This window comes from Acerihabitans sp., from assembly GCF_036398755.1.
In the GTDB taxonomy this organism is placed as follows: Bacteria; Pseudomonadota; Gammaproteobacteria; order Enterobacterales; family Enterobacteriaceae; genus Acerihabitans.
Genome location: NZ_DASWOM010000076.1, coordinates 39523 through 64632, shown reverse-complemented (window position 1 = coordinate 64632; position 25110 = coordinate 39523). Strand labels below are relative to the sequence as shown.

At 62.3% G+C, this 25110-nt stretch carries 22 protein-coding genes; all 22 read right to left on the bottom strand.

All coding sequences use genetic code 11. From position 1 onward, the window contains the following. Positions 1–8: 8 nt before the first annotated feature. The 22 genes from menC to nuoG all read right to left on the bottom strand — a co-directional run bounded on the left by menC (position 9) and on the right by nuoG (position 25042). On the bottom strand, positions 9–1028 hold the full coding sequence (gene menC, locus VGC33_RS12390) for an o-succinylbenzoate synthase (RefSeq protein WP_331121065.1): 1020 nt from the start codon (positions 1026–1028) through the stop codon (positions 9–11). Beyond that, the gene (menB, locus tag VGC33_RS12385; protein WP_331121064.1) at positions 1028–1885 is read right to left on the bottom strand and encodes a 1,4-dihydroxy-2-naphthoyl-CoA synthase; all 858 of its coding nucleotides are present in this window, start codon (positions 1883–1885) and stop codon (positions 1028–1030) included. Before menB ends, menC begins: the two co-directional genes overlap by 1 nt. Before the next feature lie 10 nt (positions 1886–1895). Continuing rightward, positions 1896–2897 (bottom strand): alpha/beta fold hydrolase, encoded by a 1002-nt coding sequence (locus VGC33_RS12380; protein WP_331121063.1) that lies wholly within the window; start codon positions 2895–2897, stop codon positions 1896–1898. After that, positions 2894–4573 carry a 2-succinyl-5-enolpyruvyl-6-hydroxy-3-cyclohexene-1-carboxylic-acid synthase gene (gene menD / locus VGC33_RS12375; RefSeq protein ID WP_414636927.1) on the bottom strand — a complete coding sequence of 560 codons (1680 nt, stop codon included), beginning with the start codon at positions 4571–4573 and terminating at the stop codon, positions 2894–2896. The genes VGC33_RS12380 and menD overlap by 4 nt, the downstream gene beginning before the upstream one ends. Positions 4574–4731: 158 nt before the next feature. Then, a complete protein-coding gene (locus VGC33_RS12370; protein WP_331121061.1) occupies positions 4732–6120 on the bottom strand; it encodes an isochorismate synthase in 1389 nt (462 codons plus the stop codon). A gap of 189 nt (positions 6121–6309) precedes the next feature. Beyond that, the gene (gene elaB / locus VGC33_RS12365) at positions 6310–6630 is read right to left on the bottom strand and encodes a stress response protein ElaB (protein WP_331121060.1); all 321 of its coding nucleotides are present in this window, start codon (positions 6628–6630) and stop codon (positions 6310–6312) included. Positions 6631–6725: 95 nt separating this feature from the next. Next, positions 6726–7064, bottom strand: coding sequence for a c-type cytochrome (locus VGC33_RS12360; RefSeq protein WP_414636925.1), 339 nt, complete (start codon positions 7062–7064; stop codon positions 6726–6728). Further along, complete coding sequence (locus tag VGC33_RS12355; RefSeq protein ID WP_331121059.1) at positions 7061–7564, bottom strand: TlpA family protein disulfide reductase; 504 nt, start codon at positions 7562–7564, stop codon at positions 7061–7063. Before VGC33_RS12355 ends, VGC33_RS12360 begins: the two co-directional genes overlap by 4 nt. After that, entirely contained in the window at positions 7542–8267 is a 726-nt protein-coding gene (locus VGC33_RS12350; protein WP_331121058.1) for an ABC transporter ATP-binding protein, read from the bottom strand. Before VGC33_RS12350 ends, VGC33_RS12355 begins: the two co-directional genes overlap by 23 nt. Positions 8268–8270: 3 nt before the next feature. Next, positions 8271–9431, bottom strand: coding sequence for an ABC transporter permease (locus tag VGC33_RS12345; protein WP_331121057.1), 1161 nt, complete (start codon positions 9429–9431; stop codon positions 8271–8273). Then, entirely contained in the window at positions 9421–10710 is a 1290-nt protein-coding gene (locus tag VGC33_RS12340; RefSeq protein WP_331121056.1) for an ABC transporter permease, read from the bottom strand. The genes VGC33_RS12345 and VGC33_RS12340 overlap by 11 nt, the downstream gene beginning before the upstream one ends. Positions 10711–10713: 3 nt before the next feature. After that, entirely contained in the window at positions 10714–12105 is a 1392-nt protein-coding gene (locus VGC33_RS12335) for a Fe-S-containing protein (RefSeq protein ID WP_331121055.1), read from the bottom strand. A gap of 109 nt (positions 12106–12214) precedes the next feature. Continuing rightward, positions 12215–12691 (bottom strand): iron transporter, encoded by a 477-nt coding sequence (locus VGC33_RS12330; protein WP_414636926.1) that lies wholly within the window; start codon positions 12689–12691, stop codon positions 12215–12217. 94 nt (positions 12692–12785) lie between these two features. Continuing rightward, positions 12786–14720, bottom strand: a complete 1935-nt coding sequence (locus VGC33_RS12325; RefSeq protein WP_331121053.1) for an FTR1 family iron permease — start codon at positions 14718–14720, stop codon at positions 12786–12788. Positions 14721–14949: 229 nt separating this feature from the next. After that, positions 14950–16407 carry an NADH-quinone oxidoreductase subunit NuoN gene (nuoN, locus tag VGC33_RS12320; RefSeq protein ID WP_331121052.1) on the bottom strand — a complete coding sequence of 486 codons (1458 nt, stop codon included), beginning with the start codon at positions 16405–16407 and terminating at the stop codon, positions 14950–14952. Between the two features lie 6 nt (positions 16408–16413). Next, entirely contained in the window at positions 16414–17958 is a 1545-nt protein-coding gene (nuoM, locus tag VGC33_RS12315) for an NADH-quinone oxidoreductase subunit M (RefSeq protein WP_331121051.1), read from the bottom strand. 112 nt (positions 17959–18070) lie between these two features. Then, positions 18071–19915: an NADH-quinone oxidoreductase subunit L gene (nuoL, locus tag VGC33_RS12310; protein WP_331121050.1), complete on the bottom strand. Its 1845-nt coding sequence runs from the start codon at positions 19913–19915 to the stop codon at positions 18071–18073. Next, positions 19912–20214, bottom strand: coding sequence for an NADH-quinone oxidoreductase subunit NuoK (nuoK, locus tag VGC33_RS12305; RefSeq protein WP_331121049.1), 303 nt, complete (start codon positions 20212–20214; stop codon positions 19912–19914). Before nuoK ends, nuoL begins: the two co-directional genes overlap by 4 nt. Further along, positions 20211–20771, bottom strand: coding sequence for an NADH-quinone oxidoreductase subunit J (nuoJ, locus tag VGC33_RS12300; RefSeq protein WP_331121048.1), 561 nt, complete (start codon positions 20769–20771; stop codon positions 20211–20213). The genes nuoK and nuoJ overlap by 4 nt, the downstream gene beginning before the upstream one ends. Before the next feature lie 10 nt (positions 20772–20781). Next, positions 20782–21324 carry an NADH-quinone oxidoreductase subunit NuoI gene (nuoI, locus tag VGC33_RS12295; RefSeq protein WP_331121047.1) on the bottom strand — a complete coding sequence of 181 codons (543 nt, stop codon included), beginning with the start codon at positions 21322–21324 and terminating at the stop codon, positions 20782–20784. 14 nt (positions 21325–21338) lie between these two features. Further along, entirely contained in the window at positions 21339–22316 is a 978-nt protein-coding gene (gene nuoH, locus VGC33_RS12290) for an NADH-quinone oxidoreductase subunit NuoH (protein ID WP_331121046.1), read from the bottom strand. Next, positions 22313–25042 (bottom strand): NADH-quinone oxidoreductase subunit NuoG, encoded by a 2730-nt coding sequence (gene nuoG, locus VGC33_RS12285; protein ID WP_331121045.1) that lies wholly within the window; start codon positions 25040–25042, stop codon positions 22313–22315. Before nuoG ends, nuoH begins: the two co-directional genes overlap by 4 nt. Positions 25043–25110: the final 68 nt, after the last annotated feature.

The window sequence follows — 25110 nt, the reverse complement described above, 5'->3', positions numbered from 1 at the left end:
TCTTCATGTTAAGCCGGCTCCAGTCGGGTTTGGGCTAATTGCCCGGCGGTCAATAACGGCAGCGGGCTGCCGGGCCAGGGGCGGATCAGCTGCGAGCGCATAAGCATCAGGGTATCGAGGCCGGGCTGGACCTCGGGCGTTAGCCAGGCCGCCAGGCGCGCGAGCTGCGTCAGTCCCAGGCTGGACTCAACGGAGGAGCTGATGACCGCCGCCATTCCCGCCCGGTGCGCCTGGGCAACCCGCGCGCGGCAAAGCGCCAGGCTGCCGGTAAGCATGGGTTTGATGACCGCCGCCGCCACACCCGGCTGGGCGAACAGATTGAACCCCGGCTCGCGCAGGCTTTCGTCCCAGGCAATGGCGATGCCGGTGTCCCGGGCGAAGGCCAGTGATTGCGCGGGGGTGGCGCAGGGTTCTTCCAGAAAATCGATACGGGCGATATGGGACGGGTTAAGATAGCGGGCAAAGCCCGCGGCCTTGGCCGGTGTCCAGGCCCGATTGGCATCCAGGCGCAAATGCAGGTCCGGCACCGCGTCCAGCAGCAGATTGACCATCAGGCCATCGCGGATCGCTTCATACATGCCGACCTTGACCTTGGCAATCTTCCTGCCCGGCAGCGCCGCCAGCATAGGGATCAGCATATCGGGATCGCCGGTGCATAGGGGCACGGTGCGATAAGGCGTGGCGTCAGGCAGAACCCCCTCCAGCTCGGCCAGGGCCATGCTGATGCCGAAAGCCACCGACGGCGGCGCCGGCGCGTCCGCGGAGGCGGAGGCGAATATCAGTTCGCCGCCGTCCTCCTGCGGGTCTTCGCCGTTGACCCAGCGCCGCAGCGCAGCCTGCGCCGACGCGTCCGCCTCGGCCAGCGTTTCGCGGCTGAAACCCGGCAGCGGCGCGATTTCGCCTTCGCCATAACGGCCGTCGCGCTCCAGGCGCACCACCAGGCCGTCACGGCTTTTCAGGCGCTGGTTGCGCAGCACCACGCCGGCCTCCATCGGCAGGCTATAACGGTAGATCGTGGCGCGGCGCATCAGGGGTTCCGCTTGAATTTACTGAAGTCGGGCCGGCGTTTCTCGACGAACGCATTGCGCCCTTCCTGCCCCTCTTCCGTCATATAAAACAGCATGGTGGCGTTGCCCGCCAGCTCCTGTAGCCCCGCCTGGCCGTCGCAGTCGGCATTCAGCGCCGCCTTCAGGCAGCGCAGCGCCATCGGGCTGTTTTGCAGCATTTCCCGGCACCAGCGCACGGTTTCTTTCTCCAGATCCGCCAACGGCACCACGGTATTGACCAGGCCCATATCCAGCGCCTGCCGCGCATCGTACTGACGGCAGAGAAACCAGATTTCCCGGGCTTTTTTCTGGCCGACGATCCGCGCCATATAGGCCGCGCCCCAGCCGCCGTCGAACGAACCGACCTTAGGGCCGGTCTGGCCGAATACCGCATTGTCCGCCGCCAGGGTCAGATCGCACATCATATGCAGCACATGGCCGCCGCCGATGGCGAAACCCGCCACCATCGCCACCACCGGTTTCGGGCAGGTGCGGATCTGGCGCTGGAAGTCCAGCACGTTAAGATGATGCACGCCGCTGTCGTCTTTATAACCACCGTAGTCGCCGCGCACCTTCTGGTCGCCGCCGGAACAGAATGCCTTATCCCCTTCGCCGGTCAGGATAATCACGCCGATACCTTCGTCGTAACGGGCGTCGGCCATGGCCTGGATCATTTCTTTTACCGTCAGCGGCCGGAACGCGTTGCGCACCTGGGGGCGGTTAATGGTGATCCGGGCAATGCCGTCGGTGGACTTATGGTAGCGTATGTCCTCGAAATCGCCGCTGCAATCGCGCCAATCGATAGGGGCGTACCACTGGTCTTCGCTGGGTTTAAGCATAAACATTCCTTTAATGAAACGGGGCTAGCAGGGTAAGCAGTTGACCGGCAAAGTCCGGTGGATTGGCCCGGTGGGCGTTGTGACCGGCGCCGGACACCAGAGCCAGGGGAAACGCCGCCCGGCGGGCCAGGGCGGTAAATTTATCGTCTTGCGATCCGCATAAATACCCGAACGGCAGCTCAAGCGCGGATAACCGCGCCGCCAGATCGGGCTGAAGCGCCAGCGACGTGGCCTGGAGCATGCCGGCGACCGCCGGGCCGTGGTTGGCGGCGCGCAGCGCAACCAGCGCCCGGCGCGCGTCGTCGGATAAATCGCCGAACACCGGCTGGCGGTACCAGTCTTCCAATACCGCGGCAATCGGCTCGCGGCGAAAGCGCTGCGCCCAATGGCTATCATGGCGCAGGCGATCGTCGCGTTCGGGCCGGGTCGACAGGCCCGGATGGGCGCCTTCGACAAACAGGCCGAGCAGCCCCTCCGGCCCCGCGGCGCCATGCCGACCTCCCGGGCCGGCCGCGCTTGCGTCAGCGCGCGCGGCGCCGTGGCCCAAGCAGGCATGGTAGAGCGCAATGCGCCCGCCCAGGGAATAACCGATAAGAATATAGCGGGTGATGCCCAACGCGGCCAGCGTATGGGAAAGGCCGGCGGATACCCCGGCGAAATCCAGGCCGGCCATCGCTGCCGGCGCCGCCTGGACCGGGACGCCGTCCGCGACCGCCGGTTCGCGGCGCAGCGGGCGCGCCGACGCGCCGCCTTGCCGCGCGGAATTTGCCGCGCCGGGGCGGTGGGTGCGGCCATGCCCCGGCAGGTTAAGCGTGGCCTGGGACCAGTCGCTAAAATAAGGCAATACCGGCGACCAATCGTCGCCGCTGCCCAGCAGGCCGTGCAGCCATACCAGCCACGGCCGGCCGGGATCGCCCCGGCGCAGGCTGTGCGCCGTCCAACCGGCGCCCTGCTCCAGGGCAACGGCCCGCGTGCCGGCGGCATTATCCGGCACAGGGACGTTCCGGTTCATGGCCTGTCCATCCCCGCCACCAGTTGGCGAAAGACGTCCGCGCCCTCCTGGGGCCGGACCCGCAGCTCCAGCAAGGTGGCCGCCCCGCCCCCCGGCCGGCGCCAGGCGAGATTGACGCAGTCGCGTAATTCTCCGGCGTTTTCCGGCCGCGCGTAATCCAGGCCGAACAGCGCCGCCGCGTGGCGAAAATCCACCTGCTGCGGCATCACGTAAAATTGCTCGCGTACCGTTTCCGGCGTCGGCAATAATGAAAATATCTGGCCGCCGTTATTATTGATAACCACGATCACCACCGGCGCCGTCGTGTGGCGAAACAGCGCCAGGGCATTCAGGTCGTACAGCGCCGACAGGTCGCCCACCAGCGCCAGCAGCGGCCGGTCGCCGGCGCGCTGCACCCCGGCGGCGGTGGCCAGCAGGCCGTCGATGCCGCTGGCGCCGCGGTTGCCGTACACCGGATAACCCGCCGGCAGTTGCGCCAACGCGTCCACCAGTCGTATGGTCAGGCTATTGCCCAGGAACAGCGCGCCGCCCTCGGGCAGCAGATTCTCAAGATGGCAGGCTAACTGGGCCTCGCCCAGTCCGTCGGCAAGCGCCGCGCGGATGCGGTCGCGCGCCAGCGAAGCCAGTCCGGCCAGTTCAGGCGCCCATGGGGCCTGTGCCCGCGGCGGGTGATCGTCAAGCCACGGGCCGATGGCGGCCGCGATGCGCCTTCCCCGGTGATGGGCCGGATCGAGACGGCCCGGCAGCGGATCAACCAGCCAGTACTCCGCCGGCCGGCACTGTTCCTGCCATTGCAGCAACCGTTTACCGGTCAGGCCGCTTCCGAACTGGACCACCAGCTCGGCCTGGTTCAGCACCTGTCGCGCGTCGGGATGGGCCAGCCAGAGATCGGCATACGGCAGTGGCTGGCCGGTTTGCGATAGCACATCGCCAATCAGCGGCCAGCCGAGCATGGCCGCCCATGCCGCCAGCCGGGCGCCCTGCTCGCAGGGAATGCGCCCGGCAATCACCACGCCTTTACGCGCGCGCTGCCGCGCCCAGTCCGGCTGGGCGGCGGGCGCGGCGGGAAGCGGCAGCCGCAGCCAGGGGCAGGCGTCTTGCCACCAGTCGCCGAGCGTGCGCGACCAGGCATCGTCGCCATTGTCGTCGGGGCCGTAGAGCGGTTCGGCGAACGGGCAGTTGATATGCACCGCGCCCGGCGCCGGATCCGCCAGCGCCCGATCCAGGGTGGAAACCAGCCAGCGCGCCGGGATATCCGGCGTCGGACGCGGCAAATCCACGCGCTGGGCGGAAAAACCGGCAAACAGGCCCGGCTGGCGGATGGCCTGGTTGGCGCCGCAGTCGATAAGCTCCGGCGGCCGGTCGGCGGTCAGCATGATAAGCTTCTCCCCGGTCAGGCTGGCTTCGATCACCGCCGGATACAAATTGGCCGCCGCGGTGCCGGAGGTGACGATAACCGCCACCGGCCGGCGCGTCGCCTTGGCCAGGCCCAGGGCCAGATGCCCCAATCCGCGTTCGTCGAAATGGGTGTGGCACAGGATGGACGGATGTTCCGCCGCCGCCAGGGTCAAGGGGGTGGAACGGGAGCCGGGCGCAATGCAAATATGCCCCACCCCATGGCGGGTGAGGGTTTCCAGCAATAGCCTGGCCCAGCGCCGGTTAAACTGTGAAGACATGTCTGGCACAACGGATGTAGTCATGGAACCTTCTGTCAGTACGCGGTGCGACCCTTGCGTTATCGACGATAACCCCGGCGGCGCGGATGCCGTTCGATAGCGGCTCCGGCATTATATTTCGTTTCGGCCGCGGGATATTGATATAGACACGGATCCCCTTAATTCGGCGCGGCGGCCTTATCGCCGGTAAACAGGGTTCTCAGCCCGGCGGCCTTGTTATTCACTTCCTGCCATTCCCGATCCGCATCCGATCCCTCGACGATGCCGGCCCCGGCATAAAGCCAAAGCGATTGCCGCTCTACCAGCGCGCAGCGCAGTGAAACGCAGAATTCCGTGCGCTCGCGCGAGAGATAACCGGCCGACCCCGCATACCATTGCCGGTCAAACGGCTCATGGCGGGCGATAAAGGCCCGGGCGGCGTCGCGCGGCAACCCCGCCACCGCGGCGGTGGGCTGCAGCATGGACAGACAGCGGGCATCATCCCGGCTGTTCAGGCGGGCGGTAATGGCGCGGCGCAAATGCTGCACGGTGCGCAGCCGCACGATTTCCGGCGGCATGACGTCGAAGGTGTCCACCGCCGCCTGTAGCCGCTGGCAGATATCGTCGACCACCAGCAGGTTTTCACGCTGGTTTTTATCATCGTTCATCAGCCAGCGCGCCAGTTGCCCGGCGTTGGCCGAGGGGCTTTGGCTGGCGACCGTGCCGGCCAAAGCCTCGGTATCCAGCCGCTCCCCGCGCCGCAGATAAAGCCGCTCGGGGCTTGAGCCTAAAAACGAGCTCTGCGCCGACCAGGCCAGCATATAGTGATAGCAGTCGTGATTGACCCGCCGGCTGGCCGCCATCAGGGCGTGCGGGTTAAGATGGCCCCTGAAGCCCAGCCGGGTGCGGCGCGCCAGCACCACTTTGGTTAATGCGCCCTGGCCGACGGCGGCCAATGCCTGGGATATCATTTCACGCCAGCAGGCGTGTTCCGGCTGATGCACCTCTTCGTGCGGCTGCGCCGACCAGGGCATAAGGGGCATGGCGGGGGCGGCCTGCCGCAGCCAGGCAAGGCACTGCGCGGCGTCATCGCGCAGGGAAGCATCGCTTGCCAGGTTCAGCACCAGCCGGTGTGATTGCCCATCGCGTTCCCAGGTCAGGCGCGGCAAGAACAGGCAGCTTTCCGGCTCGGCGGCGCCGTCATCAGGCGTATCGTCGTTGCCGCAGCCATTTTCATCCTCGCCATCCTCGCCGTTATCATCTTCACTACCGAAGGCATTAATGCCCCACAGGCGCAGTTCCGGCCAGGCCGGGCTATGGGCCGCCAGAAAATCCTGCGCCTTGCTCAGGCGATCGAAGATCAGCAGGCCGCCGCTGGCCGCCGCTTCCTGCGCGCCGTCGCGATGCTGCCAGTAAAATTGGGGATAAAGCGTGGCGTCATGCAGCCAGTCGAGCATCGGCACATGGCCGCCGGGGGTCCAGGGTAGCGTGATCTGCTGTATGCCGGGCCTGTCGGCGATGCCCGCATCAATACGCTGTTGCAGCGCCGAGTTGAGTAACATCAGCATAGATACCCCTACCCCAAAACCTAATCAAGAGTATGGATTATACGGTTTGCGACGGCAAATACGAAAGGTTAGCGCAATTAAGTATGATTAATGACGTGGTGAATAGCATGACTTGTTCATCAAAGCGCGCGCGCGGCGTGAAACACCGGCTGGAGGGAGCCGCCAGCCGGGCAAATACAACGGAAAACCTCAGCGGCGGGCCAGCAGCAACCCGAACACCAGGCCGACCGACGCCCCGATGCCGACACCGTGCCAGGGATTTTCCTGCACATAGTCGTCCGCGCGGTAAACAGCCTGTTTGGCCCGGTAATAATAATTATCGGACGCATGGCTGATGCGGTTTTTAACATCTTCCAGTGCCGCTTCGGCACGGGTCTTCAGCTCAACATATTTCTGATCCGCTTTGTCGCCGGAATAGGCCAGCACTTCTTCCAGCGTCTCGGACAGCAACTGCACGTCATCATCAACATGAGTTTCATGCGGTTGGATAGGATCTGTCGGCGTTGCCATAGTTGTTCTCCGTGTTTTAATGAAAGACCGTCATCCTAACTATAGTCATAAATGTCACGCCCTGGCGAACAATTACAGGCGGATCATTCCTAAAATCAATTCGCTACCTTAGGCGCGGCGGCGCCCGCCTGCGGGCTAAGCGAGCGAATATAGTCCGCCAGTCCCTGGATATCGTCGTCGGACAGCCCGGTCTTGGCCCGCTGTTCCGCGCCGCTGGTGGCAATCTTGCCGTCACGCCGGTCGGTCAGCGCGCTCACCAGCTGTTCGCGGCTCAGCGTTATCAGCGGGGGCGCCTTGCCGAACGCCGCCCGGTCGGCCTTGCGCCCATGGCAATCGGCGCAGCCCTGGCCATACTTTTGCGCCCCGGCCGCGGCATCCGCCAGCGCCGTGCCGCTGGCGCAGATCAATAATAATCCCAGCATGAGCGTCTTCATGATTTATCCTGTTGCGCGTCCCGGAACATCGCGGTCAGGGCCGGCTCGCCCCGCACGCCCTGGTATGCCTCCAGCACGGTGCCCCCGGCGCTGAGCAGATACGACGTCGGCGTGCCGACCACCTGGTATCGTTCACGGGTAATGCCCAACTGGTCGCGCACCACCGGATAACGGATGTGCAGCGCGCCCAGGAAGGCCGTGATATCGGTCTGCTGCGGATCGGTGTTCACCGCCACCACCACCAGCCGGTCGCCGTAAGCGTCGGAGAGTTTTTGCAGCAGTTTCATCTCAAGCGCGCAGCCGCCGCAGTCAGAAGACCAAAAGGTCAGGTACACCGGCTTGCCGCGCCATTGACCGAGCGCCGCGGGCCGGCCGTTCAGATCGAACGCGGCGAGCGCCGGCGCCGGCGCGCCGACGGCGACCTGCTGTTCTTTACAACCCGCCAGCGCGGTAAGCAGCGCCAGCGCGCAAAAAATCTTAACCACGGGATGCCAGTTCATGATGAATCCTCTCTTCGCCCAGAAATTTGCCGTGCTGTAAACGGATAATGCGATCGGCGAAGCGGCCCAATTCGGGGTTATGGGTGACCATGACGATGGTGCGACCCTGCCGGTGCAGGTCGGTCAGCAAATCCAGCACCCGCTGCTCATTTTCCTCATCCAGATTGCCGGTCGGCTCATCGGCGAAAATCACCGGCGGCTCGTTGACCAACGCACGGGCAATGCAAACCCGCTGCTGTTCCCCGCCGGAAAGCTGGCTGGGCAGATGGCCGACGCGCTCGCCCAGGCCGACCCGGTCGAGCACGGCGCGGGCGGCGCTTTCATCCACCACGCTATGGTAGTACTGGGCCAGCATGACGTTTTCCAGCGCGGTCAGGAAGGGGATCAGATGAAACTGCTGGAACACCAGGCCGATTTTATCGGCGCGGAAATTGCGCCGCCCCTCCTCGTCAAGGGCGGCGGCGTCGACGCCGTCCAGCAGCACCTGGCCTTCGCTAACGGTATCCAGGCAGGTAAGGATATTCATCAGCGTGGTCTTGCCGGAGCCGGACGCGCCCATAAAGGCGACGAACTCACCGCGGCGGATGCGGATATTGATATCATCCAGCGCCGTGACCTTGCCGAAACGTTTGTACAGGCTGCGGGTCTCAATCACATATTCCGCCGCGGGCTGCGGTTGTATCAACCGGATAGGTGAAGCCATGGTTTATTCTCCTTTCAGGACCAGCGCCGGTTCGACGCGCAGCGCGCGCCTTACCGGCACGATGGCCGCCACCGCCGCCACCAGCAGGGATAATGCCAGCGTCAGTGGGAAAACAGGGGCGCGCAGGGCAATGGCGGCGTTGAACACCGCATGTCCCAGTACCTGCGCCAGTATAAAGCCGAGCACGCTGCCCGCCAGCACCGCCGCCAGGGCGATGATGCCGGTTTCCGCCAGCATTTGCCGGCTGATGTCCCCGGCGCTGGCGCCCAGCGCTTTTTGCAGGGCAAACTCGCGCGAGCGCTCGCCGACGATGGCCATCAGGGTGGTATTGACGCACAGCGATGACAAAATCAGGATCACCGCCGACACCAGTCCCATCAGCCCTTTGATTTTGGTCAGCACCTGGCCTTCCGAGGCGGAGACCTTCAGGATCGGTCGCACGTCCAGCTCGGGATGCTGGCGCTGCAAGCGGGCGGCGAAGGCATCCACCTGGCCAAGGTCGTTGTTGACGCTGAGCATGGCGTTGCTGATTTCACCCGGCTGATGCAGCCATTTCTGCGCCAGGTCCAGATTGACGATCAGCATATTGTCGCTGGCGTCGCCGGCCTCGACGATGCCTTTGATTTGCAGGCTCTGCCGCTGGTTGCCGTCCACCAACACCAGGGTATCGCCCAGTTTCACGTGCAGATTGGCGGCAAGCTTGGTGCCTATCATGGCATGGCGGGAGTCGAAGCTGACCCCGATCCAATCGCCGGTAACCTGCCAATAGGGCACCAGCTGCTGCAAGGATTCGAACCATACGCCCATCAACGCCACTTTGGCCAGTTCGGTGCGCGCCATGCCGTACAGATAAGGACTTGAGGCGGATATCAGGCCTTTGGGCGCGCCGTCGATAATCGGCTGCAATACCCCGTCCGGCAGGCTGTTGCCGTGGCCGGGACCAATATAAAAATTGGCGCCGAAGGTACGCAGTTCCTGGCTCATCTTGGCATTGATATCAAAATAGACCGACGCCATGGCGGTGACGATGGCCGCGCCGACGGTCAGCGCGGCAAAGACCACCGCAACCCGCTGCATGCGTAGCCGCAGCGCGCGCACCACCAGCAGCCAGAACATATTATCCAGCCGGCCGGCCTTGCGACCGGCGGCGATGTCAATTGCCATACAGCACCTCCACCGGGTACAGTTTGGCGATGCGGCGCGCCGGGAACCAGGTGCCGATAACCGCGATAAGCATGGCGATCACCATCACGCACGGCACCACCACCCAGGCAAAACTCAACGGCACGCCGAACAGCATCAGGCCGATGGCCTTGGCCAGTCCCCAGCCGGCAACGCAGCCGAGAAGGCCGCCCAGGGCGCCGCTCATTACCGCTTCCAGGTAAAACAACAGCATGATTTGCCACTGGCGCGCGCCGAGGGCCTTCATCAGGCCGATTTCGCGTGCGCGCTCCATAATGGTGCTGGTCATCAGCGAGGCGATACCCATGGCCGAGGCGGCCAGCGCCGCCAGGGTCACCACCGCCAGCAGCAGCTGGATTTTTTCAATTACCACGCCTTCGGATGCCGCCACCTGCCAAATCGGATGCACCGCCGAGCCGGAGATGGCTTCTTCCAGCTGATGGGCGATGGAGGACACGAACGCCGTGCAATACCAGCGATCGTACTCTTCGGCCGATAGCCCTTCGAGGTTATCCCGCGCCCGGCGCGACAGGTCGTTTTCCGGCACCGTCAAGGCCGACACCCGCACCGCCTGCACTTTGCCCGGCAGTCCCATCAGCCGCTGCACCACCGCAAGCGGCATCACCAGCCGCCCTTCTTCATCACCACCGCTGGCAAGTACGCCGCTGATACGTACGCTTTGCCGGCCGTGGGCACCCTCAAGCACCAGGCTGTCGCCGATTTTCCACCCGCTGCGCTGCGCCAACTGCTGGCCGATAAGCGCCTGCGCCGCCTCGCCGGGCGCCTGCGGTTCGGCCGGATAAGCGCCGTTAACCCGCCAGTAAGGGCTGATGATGCGCTGGCCGGTGTGAAAATCCGGTTCATCCGGCACGTCGACCGCCTGGGAAAAAAAAGTGCCCAACACCGGCACCGTCACGCCGTTCACCGTGACTTCGCCGTTCAGCAGAGGGGCAAACCCGACGATATTGTTGCGCCAAAAGATATCCTTGATGCTGGGCAGCTCGGATTGGTCGAGCAGATCCTGACCGGACAAAGGCGCGCCGCGCTGGCCGAACAGCTGAGGCAGCGCCGCCTGCCCCGCCGGCTCGATTAAAATATTGGCGCCATAGGATTTCAGTTCGCGGGCCATTTTGTCGCCGATGTCGATAGACACCGCCAATAGCGCCGAGATAAGCCCCGCCGCCAGGAAAACCGTCAGCACCGCCAGGGATTTGCGGCGGATATTTTTACGCCATGACTGTAACAACATACGCCACAACATAGGCTATTCCCCCCCCGCAGCGTCGCCGGTCGCCGCCGCCACAAACTGCGTGGGCTGCGCGCGAAAACGGTTGTAGTTGGCTTCGCTGCTGAAAAAATACATCTTGCCGCCATAGCTGTATTTATATTCGGCCTGGATGTTGGTCAGCGCGGCGCCGTCCACCGGGTCGTTAACGTGCAGCGTCATGATGGCGGTAAAATAATTTACCCCGGCGGCCAGCGCCGGTTTACCGATGGTCAACTCTTTGTCGTCGTTACGCCAGTTATCGATGGGAATGGGATTACAGCCGCCGGCCTTGCCGATGGAAGGAATAAAGATATGCACGCCGCAGGCCACGCACACCACCTGGTTGCCGTCCATCACATATCCCTGATCGCCGCAGAGCAGGCAGGCGTCGAACACCACGCCCAGACGCAGGCGGCCGGGATAGCGGTTAATCACCAGGAAACGCACCGCCTTGCCGTCGTCCGCGACCCAGACAAACCGGTGCAGTTTGCCGTCGCGCACCTGTTCGAGCGGAATGTGCACCAGTCCGTCGGCCCCCAGGGTCACCGGCGCCGCCGCCGATAAACGCGGCGGCTGCGAGGCCACCAAATCCCAGTACAGCTGACCGGCCACCACGATCAGCAGCGCGGCCAGAAGCGTGGCGGCGGTGCGCCGGGCGCCGCGATAGCGCGCAATCGCCTTGCGCCTGGGTATCGGCAGATCCTGGCGGCGATATTCGCCGCGCAGCTTCAGCAACGGCGGCGTCAGGCCCGCCAGCAGGCAGGCCATCGCAGCCGCGGCCAGGTAATTGAGCCACGGGTTGTGGTTGGTGACCTGGGCGACGAAACTGAGCCGCGGCTTGGTCAGTCCCAGCATGTCCAGTTTCATCATCAGCAGCAGCGCCTGGCCGCACAGCGGCAGCCACAGCAATAACGCCAGGGCCGTCAGCAGCGGCCAGCGCCAGGCGGGCAGCCGGCGCGCCGCCATGGCGGTCAGCGACGCGATCAGGACCAGCAGCGCCAGGGCCAGTACCACCGCGCTGAGGTTAAGTAATAAGTCGGTGTTGATAACACCGGTCGGGGACAGCGCGCTCAGATTGGGATCGCCCGCCCAATGAAGCGCGGCGCCGGCCACCAGCAGCACCTGCCAGCAGTAGCCCACGCGCACGGAAACCGAAAATTGGCTGGCTAAAAACAACGCCAGACCCGCCAACTGCAGCGCGGTCAGCGTCAATTGAGTAGGTTGCGCGGCGGGCAAATACAGACCGGTCAGCGTGCCGGCGGCCAAGGCCAGCACATTGAGCCATACCAGCGCCCGCAACGTCGGCGCGGGGCGACGCGACCAGTGTAGTCCACATAGCAGTGCTACCGGCAGGAAAGCCTGTAAAGCGGTAACAAAAAAATAATTCATAACGCCTACTCAGTAAAACCGGTATCTCTTCGTCATGCCGTGCGACGGCAGACCATTGCGACGGTGTAAAATGTCGCCACGACCGCCGGGCAATCGTGGCGCGCCGGGCTTATTTCAGGCCGACATATTTGAAGGTATAGGTCGCGTCAAACGGCTTCCACCACGGGCCTACGCCCGTTTCCTGATCGGTATGGCGGTACAGGCCCGCTTTGGGCGGCGGATCGATGTGGAAGGTGACTTTATAGTTACCCACGCCCATCATTTTCACGTTCTGGCCATAGTGCGGGCCGTCGCTGGCGACCATCGCCATAAAGGTGCCGTCCTGCTTGGCGCCGGTATCGGTATTGACCAGGCTGTAGGCAATGGTCAGGTACGGCATCCATTCACCGGCGCCGAAACCGTTTTTATTGCCCTGCACGGCGTGAATATCCGCTTCCAGGTGTACGTCCGCCTTGGCGGCCGGCAAACCCATGCCGCGGGGTTCCATTTCGATAGGCTGCAGATAGACCGCAGCAATCTGCATACCGTTCATGGTAATTTCTTCGCCGGCCGGGTGCTCCGCGGCAAACGCCACGTGCGCGCTCATGGCGCCTGCGACAACCAGCGCGGCCGTCAGGGTGGTATTTATCTTCATTAACATCATCCTCAGTCATCAATAAAATTGCTTTATTATAAATTGCTTACAATGCTTCCCGTTTGGGCACCGCGCTACCGGCGCCACGACGCATTGCCCACAGGGCGACCAGCGCGGCCAATACCAACACGACCTGCGGCAGCAGAGTTTCCAGATAAGGATAAATCCCCAGCCAGCTGATTTGAGGAATGCCCTTTAATAACGTGGGTTCGAATAATTTCCCCTCAATCAACTCCAATACCCCATTGCCGGCGAAGACAAACGCCATCAAATACATAAAACCGCCGGTAAACATAAAAAACGGCTTGAGCGGCAGTTTGACCACCGTAAATCGCATCAACAGATAGGCCAGCAGCAGGATCACGCAGCCTATCAGGAACCCGGCCAGGATGGATAAATGACCGCCCAGTGAATTGGCGTCGCCCACCAGGGCGGCATAAAACAACACCGTTTCCGCCCCTTCGCGATACACCGCCAGGAAACTGGTGAACCATAGCCCCGCCAGGGATCCGCTGGTTAGCGAGGCGCCGAGCTTACCTTCCAGGTAGGCTTTCCACTGCCGCGCCTCCACCTTTGACAGCAGCCAATAGCTCATGCAGAACAGGGTGATGACCGCAACCATCATGGTGCCCCCTTCCAACAGTTCCCGATTGGCGCCGGAATTGGTGAACAGCCATTGGAACAGCGCCGCGGTAACCACGCTCGCCAGCAAGGCTACCCATACCGATTGGCGAATAACCGGCAGCTTGTCCCGGCGGTTGTTCTTGACCAGATAAGCCACGATGGCCGCGACGATTAACAATGCCTCCAGCCCTTCGCGCACAATGATAAGCAAACTGTATACCAGCAGTGTCCAGCGGGTTTCGCCGCCCTGGCCGAGCATGCCGACCGCTTTGGTCAGATTCTGGCCCAGCGCGTCGGCCTGCTGCTGAAGCTCGGCGACCGGCCGGCCGGCTTTCATCAGGCTGACCAGTCGGGTGAAATAACCTTCCATTTCGGTTTTGAACGCCGTATCGCGCGAGCCGATTTTGTTTTCCATGCCGCTGGCTTCAAAATGGTCAAAATAGGCGTCCTGGATGGCCAGCATGCCCTCTTTCGACTGACCCGTGCCGTATTGGGCAATGGCGGCGGCGACGGCGGAGTTGATATCCTGGCTGACCTGGGCCCAATTGGCATCGGGCGCGGCATCCGCGCCCCCTGTGGCGGCGGCGACCGGCGCCGTAACCGGCTGATCTGGACGGGTGGTGGGCAATCCCGGCAGCAAATCTTCAATGGTCTGCAATAGGGTGGTATCGGCATAGGCCACCGCGTTCATCTGATCCGGCTGGTTGGCGAGCGTGACCAGGTCGCTGAACTGCCGGCTGATGTCCGCCGCCTGCTGGGAGGAACGGTTGGTACGTACCGCGGTTTCCAGATCGGAATTCTTGAAGCCTTCAAAATAGGCCTGCTGCACGCTTTGGCTGGCGGCGGCAAACTGCCCCTGTTGATACTGGGAGATAGCGTTGGCCAGGGTATCGTCGATAAAACTGAATTTTTGCTGCCAGTACAGGGCAATCTGCCCGTTGCCCTCCACGCTGCTGCGCGCGCCCGCCACCAGCTGATGTCCGGCGGTCAGCGACGGCAGGACGTCCTGCAGGTCCTTTTTAAGGGTGTTGATCTTTTCCTGTACCGCGGACAACGGCTGGCCATCAGCGATCATCTGGCGGATTTCGCCGAACTCGCTTTCCATCTGGTAACTTTTTTGCAGAGAAAAATTGATGCGGATAGGTCCTTCCAGATTTTCAAATACCTCGAAATAGGCCATTTGCACCTCGCGCCGCGCCGCATCATTCTGCTGTTTTTGATACAGCTGCGCGGTGGTGTCCAGACGTCCCTGGATATCGGCGACCCAGGTTTGATAATCATCGGCCGCCCAGGCGCAAGTGATGCCAAGGGAGAAGACGACCAGACAGAGAAGGTATTTAACAAAGGAAGTGAACATCGAACCAACGCCAAACGTCAATGAGAGTTATTTTCATTATCACCGAATGGCATTGAGAAACAATGACGGGGGTCAATAAAGCATTTTTTAACGAGAACTATTTCGCAAACACGATCGCGTCGCCGCGACCGGCCAAGGCGCTCCCGGGCCGGCCGGCGCGCGGCGACGCGGCCTGCCAGCGTCGTGCGGCAGCGGGCGGCGCGTGGGGCCGGCCGCCCTGACTGCCGTATTACATCAAGGGCTGCGCCAGCCTGACCAGGGAGATCAGCGGCTGCGGGAAGATGCCCAGCAGCAGCACCAGCAGGGAAGAGATCAGCACCACCACCCCGCCGGCGGTAAGCGCCCAGTTCCCCGGCGTATCGCGGCGCAATCTTTCCGGCGGACTAAGATAGAGGCTGACCATCACGCGCAGATAGTAAAACAGGCCGATGGCGCTGCCGAGCACCACCGTGCCGGTAAGCCACCACAGATGCGCGCCGACGCCGGCGGCCATGATATAAAATTTACCGATAAAACCCAGGGTCATCGGAATGCCGGCCAGCGACAGCATCATCACCGTCATCACCGCCGATAAAATCGGCTTGTGCCAGAACAGGCCGCGATAGGAAAACAGCGAGTCGGCATCCGGTCCGCTGTAGGGGCTGGACATCAGGCTGACCACGCCGAAGGCGCCCAGGCTGCTGAACAGGTAGCCCGCCAGGTAAACGCCCACCGCCTCCATGGCCAGTTGATGGGCCTGTACCGCAATCAGCCCCACCGTCAGGTAGCCCAGGTGGGCAATGGAGGAATACCCCAGCAGGCGTTTGATATTGGTCTGGCCGATGGCCATCAGGTTGCCGAACATGATGGAGCAGAAGGCGATAATGGCAAGCGCCAGGCGCAGCGCGTTGCTATCCACCACCGGGGTATACAGGAACAGGCGCATCAGCACGGCGAAAATCGCCACCTTGCTGGCGGTGGCCAGAAAGGTGGACACCGGCGCGGGCGCGCCCTGGTACACATCCGGCGTCCACAGGTGGAACGGCACCAGCGACAGCTTAAAGCCCAGGCCGACAATCATCATGCCCAGGCCCGCCAGCAGCAGCGGCTGGTGCAGCATGGCGTCGTCCAGCCGGCGTCCCAGCTCGCCAAATCCCAGGGCGCCGGTGTCGGCATAGACCAGCGCCATACCGAACAGCAGGAACGACGAGGCGGCGGCCGACAACAGGGTGTATTTCAGGCTGGCTTCCAGCGAGCGTTTTTGCCGGTAGGCATAGCCAATCAGACCGAACAGCGGCAGGGATATCAGCTCAATCCCCAGGAACATCGAGGCCAGATGATTGGCGCCGGCCAGCAGGATGCCGCCCATGGCGGCTATCAGCACCAGCAGGTAAAATTCATCGCGATTGCCCGGGTAGCCCGCAAGCCACGGATAGGCAAAGGTGCTGGTGGCCAGGCTCGCCGCCAGAACCAGCGCGGTATAGAATATCGAATAGCCGTCGGCGCGGATAAGCGGCGTTACGTCCATCGGGCCGGCCTGGCCGACGAAAAACAGCGACAGCAGAGCCAGGTTCAGGCCGATGACGGTCAGGGTGGCATTGACAAAGTGGTTGCGTCGCCACGCAATGCACAGCATCACAACCACCACCGTCAATCCGACGATCAACAGCGGTAACAGCGCGATCAGTTGTTGAGGAGTTAGTGTCATGGCGAGTTACGGCCTTGTTGTTGAAATAGTTGAAACAGCTGAACCTGCTTCGTTTAACGCGAACCAGTGCTGAACGTTGGTCATCGCCGCGTCCGAGGTTTGCAGCACCGCCTGCGGGAAAAAGCCCAGCAATACCAGCAGCACCACCAGCAGCATGATGATCAACAGCTCGCGCATCGACATCCCCGGCAAGGGTTCCTGCGATTTTGCCGGACCGTAATAAGCACGCTGGATCATAATCAACGAATACACCGAGGCAAACACCAGGCCGAAGGTGGAAATCACCGTAATCAACGGCACCACCGGGAAACTGCCGAACAGGATCAGGAACTCGCCGACGAAGTTGCCGGTACCCGGCATGCCAAGCGTCGCCACCGCGAAAAACAGCGACAGGGCGGGAATGAATTTTATCCGCCCCCACAAACCGCCCATCTGGCGCATATCGCGGGTATGCAGGCGCTCATACAGCTGTCCGCAGATGATAAACATCCCGGCGGCGGACAGGCCGTGGGCGATCATCTGCACTACCGCGCCCTGATAGGCCAGCTGGCTGCCGGTATAGATGGCAATCAGCACAAACCCCATATGGGAGACGCTGGTATAGGCGATCAGGCGCTTGATATCGGTCTGGGCAAACGCCATCCAGGCACCGTAGAAAATGCCCACCACGCCCAGCCACATGGCGATAGGGGCAAACTGGTGGGACGCCTCGGGGAACAGCGGCAGGCAAAAGCGCAACATGCCGTAGGCGGCGGTTTTCAGCAGAATGCCCGCCAGGTCGACCGAACCGGCGGTCGGCGCCTGGCTATGGGCGTCCGGCAGCCAGCCGTGCAGCGGCACCACCGGCATCTTCACCGCGAAGGCGATGAAGAAGCCCAGCATCAGCAGATACTGCACCAGCGACGACATCGGGGTATGCAGCAGATCTTCGTAGTTAAAGGTCCAGACGTCGGTGGCATGGAAATGCACCAGCACCAGCGCCAGGATAGCCACCAGCATCACCAGCCCGCTGGACTGGGTATAGATAAAGAACTTGGTGGCGGCGGTGATGCGGGTCTTGCCGTCGGACGCCTTATGGCCCCACAAGGCAATCAGGAAGTACATCGGCACCAGCATCATTTCCCAGAAGAAGAAAAACAGGAACATGTCGATGGCCAGGAACACGCCGATAACGCCGCCGAGGATCCACAGCAGGTTAAGATGGAAAAAGCCTTGGTAACGCTGGATTTCACGCCATGAACACAGAATGGCCAGCACGCCCAGCAGGCCGGTCAGCACCACCATCAGCAGGGACAGGCCGTCCAGCGCCAGGTGGAACGAAATACCGAAACGCGGTATCCACGGCAGCGTGAATTCGGATTGCCACTGCGGCAGGCCCTGGGCCGAAACCAGTGAATACCCGCCCTGCAGCCACAGCTGCAGGGAGAGCGCCAGCGTCAGCCCCATGGCGATCAAGGCTATCCAGCGCGGCACCTTGGTACCGAAGCGCTCGCATTGCCAACACAGCAGACCGCCAATGAAGGGGAAAAGTATTAGCCAGGGTAGTAACATGGCGTTGTGCATCCCTAAATTGAAAAAAACCTGAAAACTTACCTACGGGCGGGAAAAGACATAATGCCGGTGTTCTTCCCGCCCCGCGCGTGTCATTTAACGCCGTCGCCGTTTAAACGAAGACCAACAGCGCCACCACAATCACGGCGCCCAAACTCATTGATGCCGCATACCAGCGCAGCTGGCCGTTCTCGCTCAGCGTCAGCCCATGTCCTGACCATCGCGCCAGCACCGCCGGCACGCTCATCAGTCTGTCCAGCGGGTCGCTTTGCAGCAGCCGGGCGATGCCCAGGTACGGTTTGACGAACACCTTGTCATACAGCCAGTCAAAGCCCCAGGCGTTAAACCACCAGACGGTGAGAAACCGTCCCGGGCCGCTGGCGGCCACGGCGCGCACCAGGCGGCGTTTGCCGAGATACAGTCCGGCGGCAATCAGGATGCCGAACACCACCACCACGCCCGAGACGATTTCAAGGGTCAGTTTGCCCTCTTCGCCCAAATGGCTGTCCGGCAGCACGCCGGCCAGCGGCGGCGTAATCAGCGCGCCGATAAAGGTGGACAGCACCAACAGCACCAGCAGGGGCAAATGATGGCTGATGCCTTTGCCGGCATGGGCCTTGATCTGCTCTTTGCCGTGAAAGACGATAAAGATCATGCGGAAAGTGTAGAGCGAGGTGAGCAACGCGCCCACCAGCCCGGCCAGCATCAGGTTGAAATGACCGTTGGCCAGCGCCCCCCACAGGATTTCATCTTTACTGTAGAAACCGGCGGTGACGATGGGCAGCGCCGCCAGGGCCGCGCCGCCCACCAGGAAGCAGATATAGACCAGCGGGATGGACTTGCGCAGCCCGCCCATCTTGAAGATATTCTGCTCGTGGTGGCATGCGAGGATAACCGAGCCGGAGGAGAGGAACAGCAGCGCCTTGAAGAACGCATGGGTCATCAAGTGGAAAATGGCCGCATCCCAGGCCTGCACGCCCAGCGCCAGGAACATGTAGCCTATCTGGCTCATGGTGGAATAGGCCAGCACCCGCTTGATATCGGTCTGCACCAGCGCGGCGAAACCGGCCAGTACCAGCGTCAGGGCGCCGACGATGCCCACCAGGTGCAATACCTCGGGCGCCATCAGGAACAGCCCATGGGTACGCGCAATCAGGTACACCCCGGCGGTAACCATGGTGGCGGCATGGATCAGCGCCGACACCGGGGTCGGGCCGGCCATGGCGTCCGCCAGCCAGGTTTGCAGCGGCAGCTGCGCCGATTTGCCCACCGCGCCGCCAAGCAGCATCAACGTCGCCCAGGTGATGGCCGTGGAGCCCACCGCCAGATGCTGCGGCGCCAATACCATCAGTTCGCGGAAATTCAGCGTGCCGAGTTCCGAGTACAGGATAAACAGGGCAAACGCCAGCAGCACGTCGCCCACCCGGGTGACGATAAAGGCTTTCATCGCCGCCGCGCCGTTTTTCGATTCTTTATAATAGAAACCGATCAGCAGGTAGCTGCAAAGTCCCACCCCTTCCCAGCCGAGATACATCAGCAACAGGTTATCGGCCAGCACCAGCAGCACCATGCTGGCGATAAACAGATTGGTATAGGCAAAAAAGCGCGAGTATCCCTCTTCGCCGCGCATATACCAGGAGGCGAACAGATGGATCAGGAAACCCACCCCGGTCACCACCGACAGCATGGTCAATGCCAGCCCGTCCAGCGTCAGGGTAAAGGCGATATGGAAATTGCCCACCGTCATCCAGGTCCACAGCGGCTGGTTGAATACCGCCGCCGCGCTTTCCCGCGAGCCGAGGTAATCAACCGCCACCCAGGCGGTGGTCAACGCGGCCAGCGCGATGGCGCCGACGCCCACCAGGGCCGACAGGTTTTCCGACCAGCGTCCCCGTGAAAACGCCAGCAGCAGATACCCCACCAGGGGAAACACAATGGTTAAATAAAGTAGGTTCATCCGTGCATCTCGCTGACGTTATCGATATTCAGGGATTGGCGGCGGCGATGCAGTTGCAGCAGCAGCGCCAGGCCGATGCTGGCCTCGGCCGCGCCGAGACTGATGGCCAGGATATACATCACCTGCCCGTCGGCCTGTCCCCAGTAACTGCCGGCAACGATAAACGCCAGGGCGGAGGCGTTAATCATGATTTCAAGCCCCAGCAGCATAAACAGCAGGTTGCGGCGGATCAGCATGCCCGTCAAACCCAGTACGAACAGAATGGCGGCTAAAACGAGACCGTGCGTTAACGGGATCATGCCTGTTCCTCCGGTTTTCTTCTTATGGCGTCGGGCAACTTGGGTCCTTTGGGCGCCACATCACCCTCCCGGTCTTCGCGCCCGAGATGGAACGCCACCACCAGCCCGGCCAGCAGCAGCATGGACGCCAGCTCCACCGCCAGCACATAGGGTCCGAACAAGGCAATACCCACCGCCTTGGCGCTTATCACCTCACCGGTGATGCCATGATCCGGCACGCCGTAAATCGCCCGGATAAGTACCGCCAGCAGCAGCAGCGACAGCACCCCCGGCCCGACCCAGGCCGACGGGGTAAGCCAATCGCGCTCGCGCCGCGCGTCGGCGGCGCCGAGGTTCAGCATCATCACCACAAACACAAACAGCACCATGATGGCGCCGGCGTAGACGATGATTTCCAGCGCGCCGGCAAAATACGCCCCGAGCGAAAAAAACACGCAGGCGATGGCCAGCAGCGAGACTATCAGGTAAAGCAATGCGTGCACCGGATGGGTATGGGTGATAACCCGCAGGGTTGCCAGTATCGCCACCAGACCGGACAAATAAAAAGCGACTTCCATGCTTAACTCCTTAGGGCAGCAAACCTTTAACGTCGATGGGTTTGGCTTCGTTTTCCGCTTCGCCCTTATCTTTCCCACCGATCGCCATACCGGCCATGCGGTAAAAATTATATTCCGGATACTTGCCCGGCCCTGAAATCAGCAGATTTTCTTTTTCATACACCAGATCCTGGCGCCGGTACTCGCCCATTTCAAAATCCGGGGTCAGCTGGATTGCCGTGGTCGGGCAGGCCTCTTCGCACAGGCCGCAGAAAATACAGCGCGAGAAATTGATGCGGAAGAATTCCGGATACCAGCGGCCGTCCGCGGTTTCAGCCTTTTGCAAGGAGATGCAGGATACCGGGCAGGCCACCGCGCACAGGTTACAGGCCACGCAGCGCTCTTCGCCGTCGGGGTCGCGCGTCAGCACGATGCGGCCGCGAAAACGCGGCGCCGTGTTGACCGGCACATCGGGATACATCAGCGTTTCGCGTTTGCTGAACGCCTGCATGCCGATCATCCAGATACTGCGCAACTGGGTGCCGGCACCATACACTAACTCTTTTAACGTCATGGTTTATTCACCCCTCATTGAGCGTTGTACAAAATGACCGCCGCCGTGGCCAACAGGTTCAGCAGCGTTAACGGCAGGCAGATTGTCCAGCCGAACGACATTACCTGGTCATAACGCGGACGGGGCAGCGCCGCGCGGATCAGGATAAACATCATCATAAAGAAGGCGGTTTTAATGGCGAACCAGATAAACGGCGGTAAAAACGGCCCCTGCCAGCCGCCGAAAAACAGCGTGACGATCAGGGCCGACACCGTGACGATACCGATATATTCGCCGACAAAAAACAGGCCGAACTTCATGCCCGAATATTCGATATGGTAGCCGTCGGCCAGTTCCTGCTCCGCTTCCGGCTGGTCGAACGGATGGCGGTGGCAGACCGCGATGCCCGCCAGCACAAAGGTGGCGAAACCGAAGAACTGCGGAATGATATTCCACAGATGGGCCTGGGAGGCAACGATATCCCCCAGGCTGAACGATCCCGCGCGCGCCACCACGCCCATCAGGGACAAGCCCAGGAACACCTCGTAGCTCAGCGTTTGCGCCGAGGCGCGCATGGCGCCGAGCAGCGAGTATTTATTATTGCTCGACCAGCCGGCGAACAGCACCGCGTATACCGCCAGGCCCGCCATCATCAGGAAGAACAGCACGCCGATATTCAGATCCGAGACCACCCAGGTCGGGCTGACCGGGATAACGGTAAAGGACGCCAGCAGGGCGGTAAAGGCGATGACCGGCGCCAGGGTGAAAATCATGCGATCGGAAAACGGCGGGATCCAGTCTTCCTTGAAGAACATTTTCAGCATATCCGCTATAAGCTGGAGCGAGCCGCCCCAGCCGACCCGGTTGGGCCCGTAGCGGTTCTGGAACAGGCCCAGCAGCCGGCGTTCGGCAAAACTCATGTACGCGCCGCAGGTGACCACCACCAGCAGGATCACCACCGCTTTCAGCACCGTCAGAATGATGTCAATCACGTCCGATGTTAACCAACTCATAACGCGGCCTCCCGCAGGTTTTCAACGCGTTGTCCTACCCATACCGGCGGAATGCCCGGCAGTCCCAACGGCAGGCCCACCTGGCCGGCCGCCAGGGCGTCGCTGAACCTGACCGGCAGGCGCAGCGATTGCCCGGCGCAGCTGAATTCCAGCAGCGTGCCGCTGTTAACGCCGAGGCGTTCGGCGTCGTGACGGCTAACCGCCACGTAAGGCTGCGGCATGCGTTCCTGAATCACCGCCGAGCGCTGCGAGGTCTCCTCGCTGCCGAACAGATGATAATAAGGCGCCACGCGCCATTGGCCGTCGGCCGGGACGACATAGGCGTCCGGCACGTCGGTAAACCAGTCCATCCGGCCCTCGCCCGCTTCCAGCAGGCGCACGCCGGGATCGCCATGACGCAGGTGTCCGCCCACTTCCGCCTGGAATTTATTCCAGGCCTGTGGGGAATTCCAGCCCGGCGCCCAGGCGAAGGCCACCTGCTTGCTGATGCCCTGTGGACTGCTGTTGCCCTCCATGGAAAACGCAAACATGGTGTCCTTGTCCTGGGGCTGGCGCGGCTCGTGCACGTCGATGTTGGCGCGCATCGCGGTGCGGCCGCTGTAGCGGTGCGGTTCGCGGGCCAGCTTCTGGCCGCTGACGCGGAAACCGGCGTCCGGCGCGGCCTGTTTAATGCCGGCCAGCTGCGGCAGCGCCTCGGCGCAGGCGCTGATGATATGATCGAACTGGGTCCAGTCCACATGCCGATCCAGGTAGGTGGAGTGCAGCGAATGCAGCCAGCGCCAGCTCTCCAGCATAATGGTGTCGGCATCATAGTAAGCCGGGTCGTAAACCTGGAAGAAGCGCTGCGCGCGGCCTTCCTGGTTGATAAGCGTGCCGTCGCTTTCCGCGAAGCTCGCCGCCGGCAGAATCAGGTTAGCCTTATCCATGATGGCGGTGCGTTGATGATCCAGCACGATAAGGTTAACGGTCTTGGCCAGCGCCGCGTCCACCCGCCGGGCCGGCGCGTGGCGGTAAAGATCGTTTTCCAGCACGATTACGCTGTCGGCCAGGCCCTGTTCAAGCTGCTCCAGCGCCTGATCCAGGGAACCGCTGCCCATCAGCGCCAGTCCCATGCTGTTGGCGCTCGAGGCCACGAAGGTAATGCCGACGTCGGCGCCGCGGGCTTTCAGCGCCCGCGCGACGTTGGCGGCGGCGGCAATCACCGCCTCGCTGCCGGCGTTGCTGCCGGACACGATAAGCGGCCGGCGGCTGCCCGCCAGGGCCTGCACAATCACATCGATCCTGGCGCGCAAATCGTCATCCAGGCCGTCAACCGCCGGCGCGCTGTCGTCCAGGGCGTGGGCGACGGCGAAGCCGAGGCGCGCCTGATCCTCAACCGGCGCGCAGTAGGTCCAGGCGGCGATATCATCAAGCTTGGTGCGATCGACGCTGGTGACAAACAGCGGATGGCGGGCATGCTGGCCGATGGTCTGAATGGCGGCAATCTGCCAGTCGGCGACTTTTTGCGCCGCGGCCATTTCACGGGTCTTGCCCTTCACCGCCTGACGCACCGCCAGGGCGATGCGCGCGCCGGTCTGGGTTAAATCCTCGCCCAGCACCAGCACCGCGTCGTAGCTTTCCATTTCACGCAGCGAGGGGGTATGCACGCCGCTGTGTTGCAGCACGTCGAGCATCATGGCCAGCCGCGCCTGCTCGGGGGCGGCAATACCGGTATAGAAATTGGCGGCGCCCACCAGTTCGCGCAAGGCGAAATTACTTTCCACGCTGGCGCGCGGCGAGCCGATACCGATCATCTTCCTGGCGTGGCGCAGCGCATCGGCCGCGCCCTGCATCGCCTGTTCGGCGTTGAGGGAAATCCAGTCATCGCCGCGGCGCTGCAGCGGATGGCGGGGACGATCCTTAAGGTTGACGTAGCCGTAACCAAATCGGCCGCGATCGCACAGGAAGTAATGGTTCACGCTGCCGTTGAAGCGGTTTTCAATACGCCGCAGCTCGCCATAACGCTCGCCGGGGCTGGTATTGCAGCCCACGCTGCACTGCTGGCAAATGCTGGGCGCGAACTGCATATCCCATTTGCGGTTATAGCGCTCGGAATGGGTTTTATCGGTAAAGACCCCGGTCGGGCACACTTCCACCAGGTTGCCGGAGAATTCGCTTTCCAGCGCGCCGTCTTCGGGACGGCCGAAGTAGACGTTGTCATGGGCGCCATAGACCCCGAGATCGGTGCCGTCGGCATAATCTTTATAGTAGCGGACGCAGCGGTAGCAGGCGATGCAGCGGTTCATCTCATGGGAGATAAACGGGCCGAGGTTCTGGTTGCGGTGGGTGCGCTTGGTAAAGCGGTAGCGGCGGAAATTCTGGCCGGTCATCACCGTCATGTCCTGCAGATGGCAGTTGCCGCCCTCCTCGCACACCGGACAGTCGTGGGGATGGTTGGTCATCAGCCACTCCACCACGCTTTTGCGGAACTGCTGCGCCTCTTCATCGTCGATGGAAATAAAGGTGCCGTCCGACGCCGGCGTCATGCACGACATGACCAGACGCCCGCGCGTATCCTCGGCGTTTTGATATTGTTTGACCGCGCACTGGCGGCAAGCGCCGACGCTGCCCAGCGCCGGGTGCCAGCAAAAATAAGGAATATCGAGACCGAGGGTGAGGCACGCCTGCAACAGGTTGTCCGACCCGTTGACCTCGTATTCCTTGCCGTCTACATGAATGGTAGCCATAGTCAGCATGCTCAAGTGGGGCCCGCAAAAGATGCGGGCGTTAATCAAAATGCGTCTCGGGTGCATAA

Bases quoted from the DNA above. Each gene is read 5' to 3' on its own strand.
- VGC33_RS12360 (WP_414636925.1), bottom strand. From the start codon at position 7,064: ATGAAGACGCTCATGCTGGGATTATTATTGATCTGCGCCAGCGGCACG.
- nuoL (WP_331121050.1), bottom strand. From the start codon at position 19,915: ATGAACCTACTTTATTTAACCATTGTGTTTCCCCTGGTGGGGTATCTG.
- VGC33_RS12380 (WP_331121063.1), bottom strand. From the start codon at position 2,897: ATGAACCGGAACGTCCCTGTGCCGGATAATGCCGCCGGCACGCGGGCC.
- nuoN (WP_331121052.1), bottom strand. From the start codon at position 16,407: ATGACACTAACTCCTCAACAACTGATCGCGCTGTTACCGCTGTTGATC.
- VGC33_RS12370 (WP_331121061.1), bottom strand. From the start codon at position 6,120: ATGCTGATGTTACTCAACTCGGCGCTGCAACAGCGTATTGATGCGGGC.
- menD (WP_414636927.1), bottom strand. From the start codon at position 4,573: ATGTCTTCACAGTTTAACCGGCGCTGGGCCAGGCTATTGCTGGAAACC.
- nuoM (WP_331121051.1), bottom strand. From the start codon at position 17,958: ATGTTACTACCCTGGCTAATACTTTTCCCCTTCATTGGCGGTCTGCTG.
- VGC33_RS12345 (WP_331121057.1), bottom strand. From the start codon at position 9,431: ATGGCAATTGACATCGCCGCCGGTCGCAAGGCCGGCCGGCTGGATAAT.
- nuoG (WP_331121045.1), bottom strand. From the start codon at position 25,042: ATGGCTACCATTCATGTAGACGGCAAGGAATACGAGGTCAACGGGTCG.
- VGC33_RS12330 (WP_414636926.1), bottom strand. From the start codon at position 12,691: ATGAGCGCGCACGTGGCGTTTGCCGCGGAGCACCCGGCCGGCGAAGAA.
- VGC33_RS12335 (WP_331121055.1), bottom strand. From the start codon at position 12,105: ATGAATTATTTTTTTGTTACCGCTTTACAGGCTTTCCTGCCGGTAGCA.
- nuoH (WP_331121046.1), bottom strand. From the start codon at position 22,316: ATGAGTTGGTTAACATCGGACGTGATTGACATCATTCTGACGGTGCTG.
- VGC33_RS12325 (WP_331121053.1), bottom strand. From the start codon at position 14,720: ATGTTCACTTCCTTTGTTAAATACCTTCTCTGTCTGGTCGTCTTCTCC.
- VGC33_RS12340 (WP_331121056.1), bottom strand. From the start codon at position 10,710: ATGTTGTGGCGTATGTTGTTACAGTCATGGCGTAAAAATATCCGCCGC.
- VGC33_RS12355 (WP_331121059.1), bottom strand. From the start codon at position 7,564: ATGAACTGGCATCCCGTGGTTAAGATTTTTTGCGCGCTGGCGCTGCTT.
- elaB (WP_331121060.1), bottom strand. From the start codon at position 6,630: ATGGCAACGCCGACAGATCCTATCCAACCGCATGAAACTCATGTTGAT.
- VGC33_RS12350 (WP_331121058.1), bottom strand. From the start codon at position 8,267: ATGGCTTCACCTATCCGGTTGATACAACCGCAGCCCGCGGCGGAATAT.
- nuoI (WP_331121047.1), bottom strand. From the start codon at position 21,324: ATGACGTTAAAAGAGTTAGTGTATGGTGCCGGCACCCAGTTGCGCAGT.
- menC (WP_331121065.1), bottom strand. From the start codon at position 1,028: ATGCGCCGCGCCACGATCTACCGTTATAGCCTGCCGATGGAGGCCGGC.
- nuoK (WP_331121049.1), bottom strand. From the start codon at position 20,214: ATGATCCCGTTAACGCACGGTCTCGTTTTAGCCGCCATTCTGTTCGTA.
- nuoJ (WP_331121048.1), bottom strand. From the start codon at position 20,771: ATGGAAGTCGCTTTTTATTTGTCCGGTCTGGTGGCGATACTGGCAACC.
- menB (WP_331121064.1), bottom strand. From the start codon at position 1,885: ATGCTTAAACCCAGCGAAGACCAGTGGTACGCCCCTATCGATTGGCGC.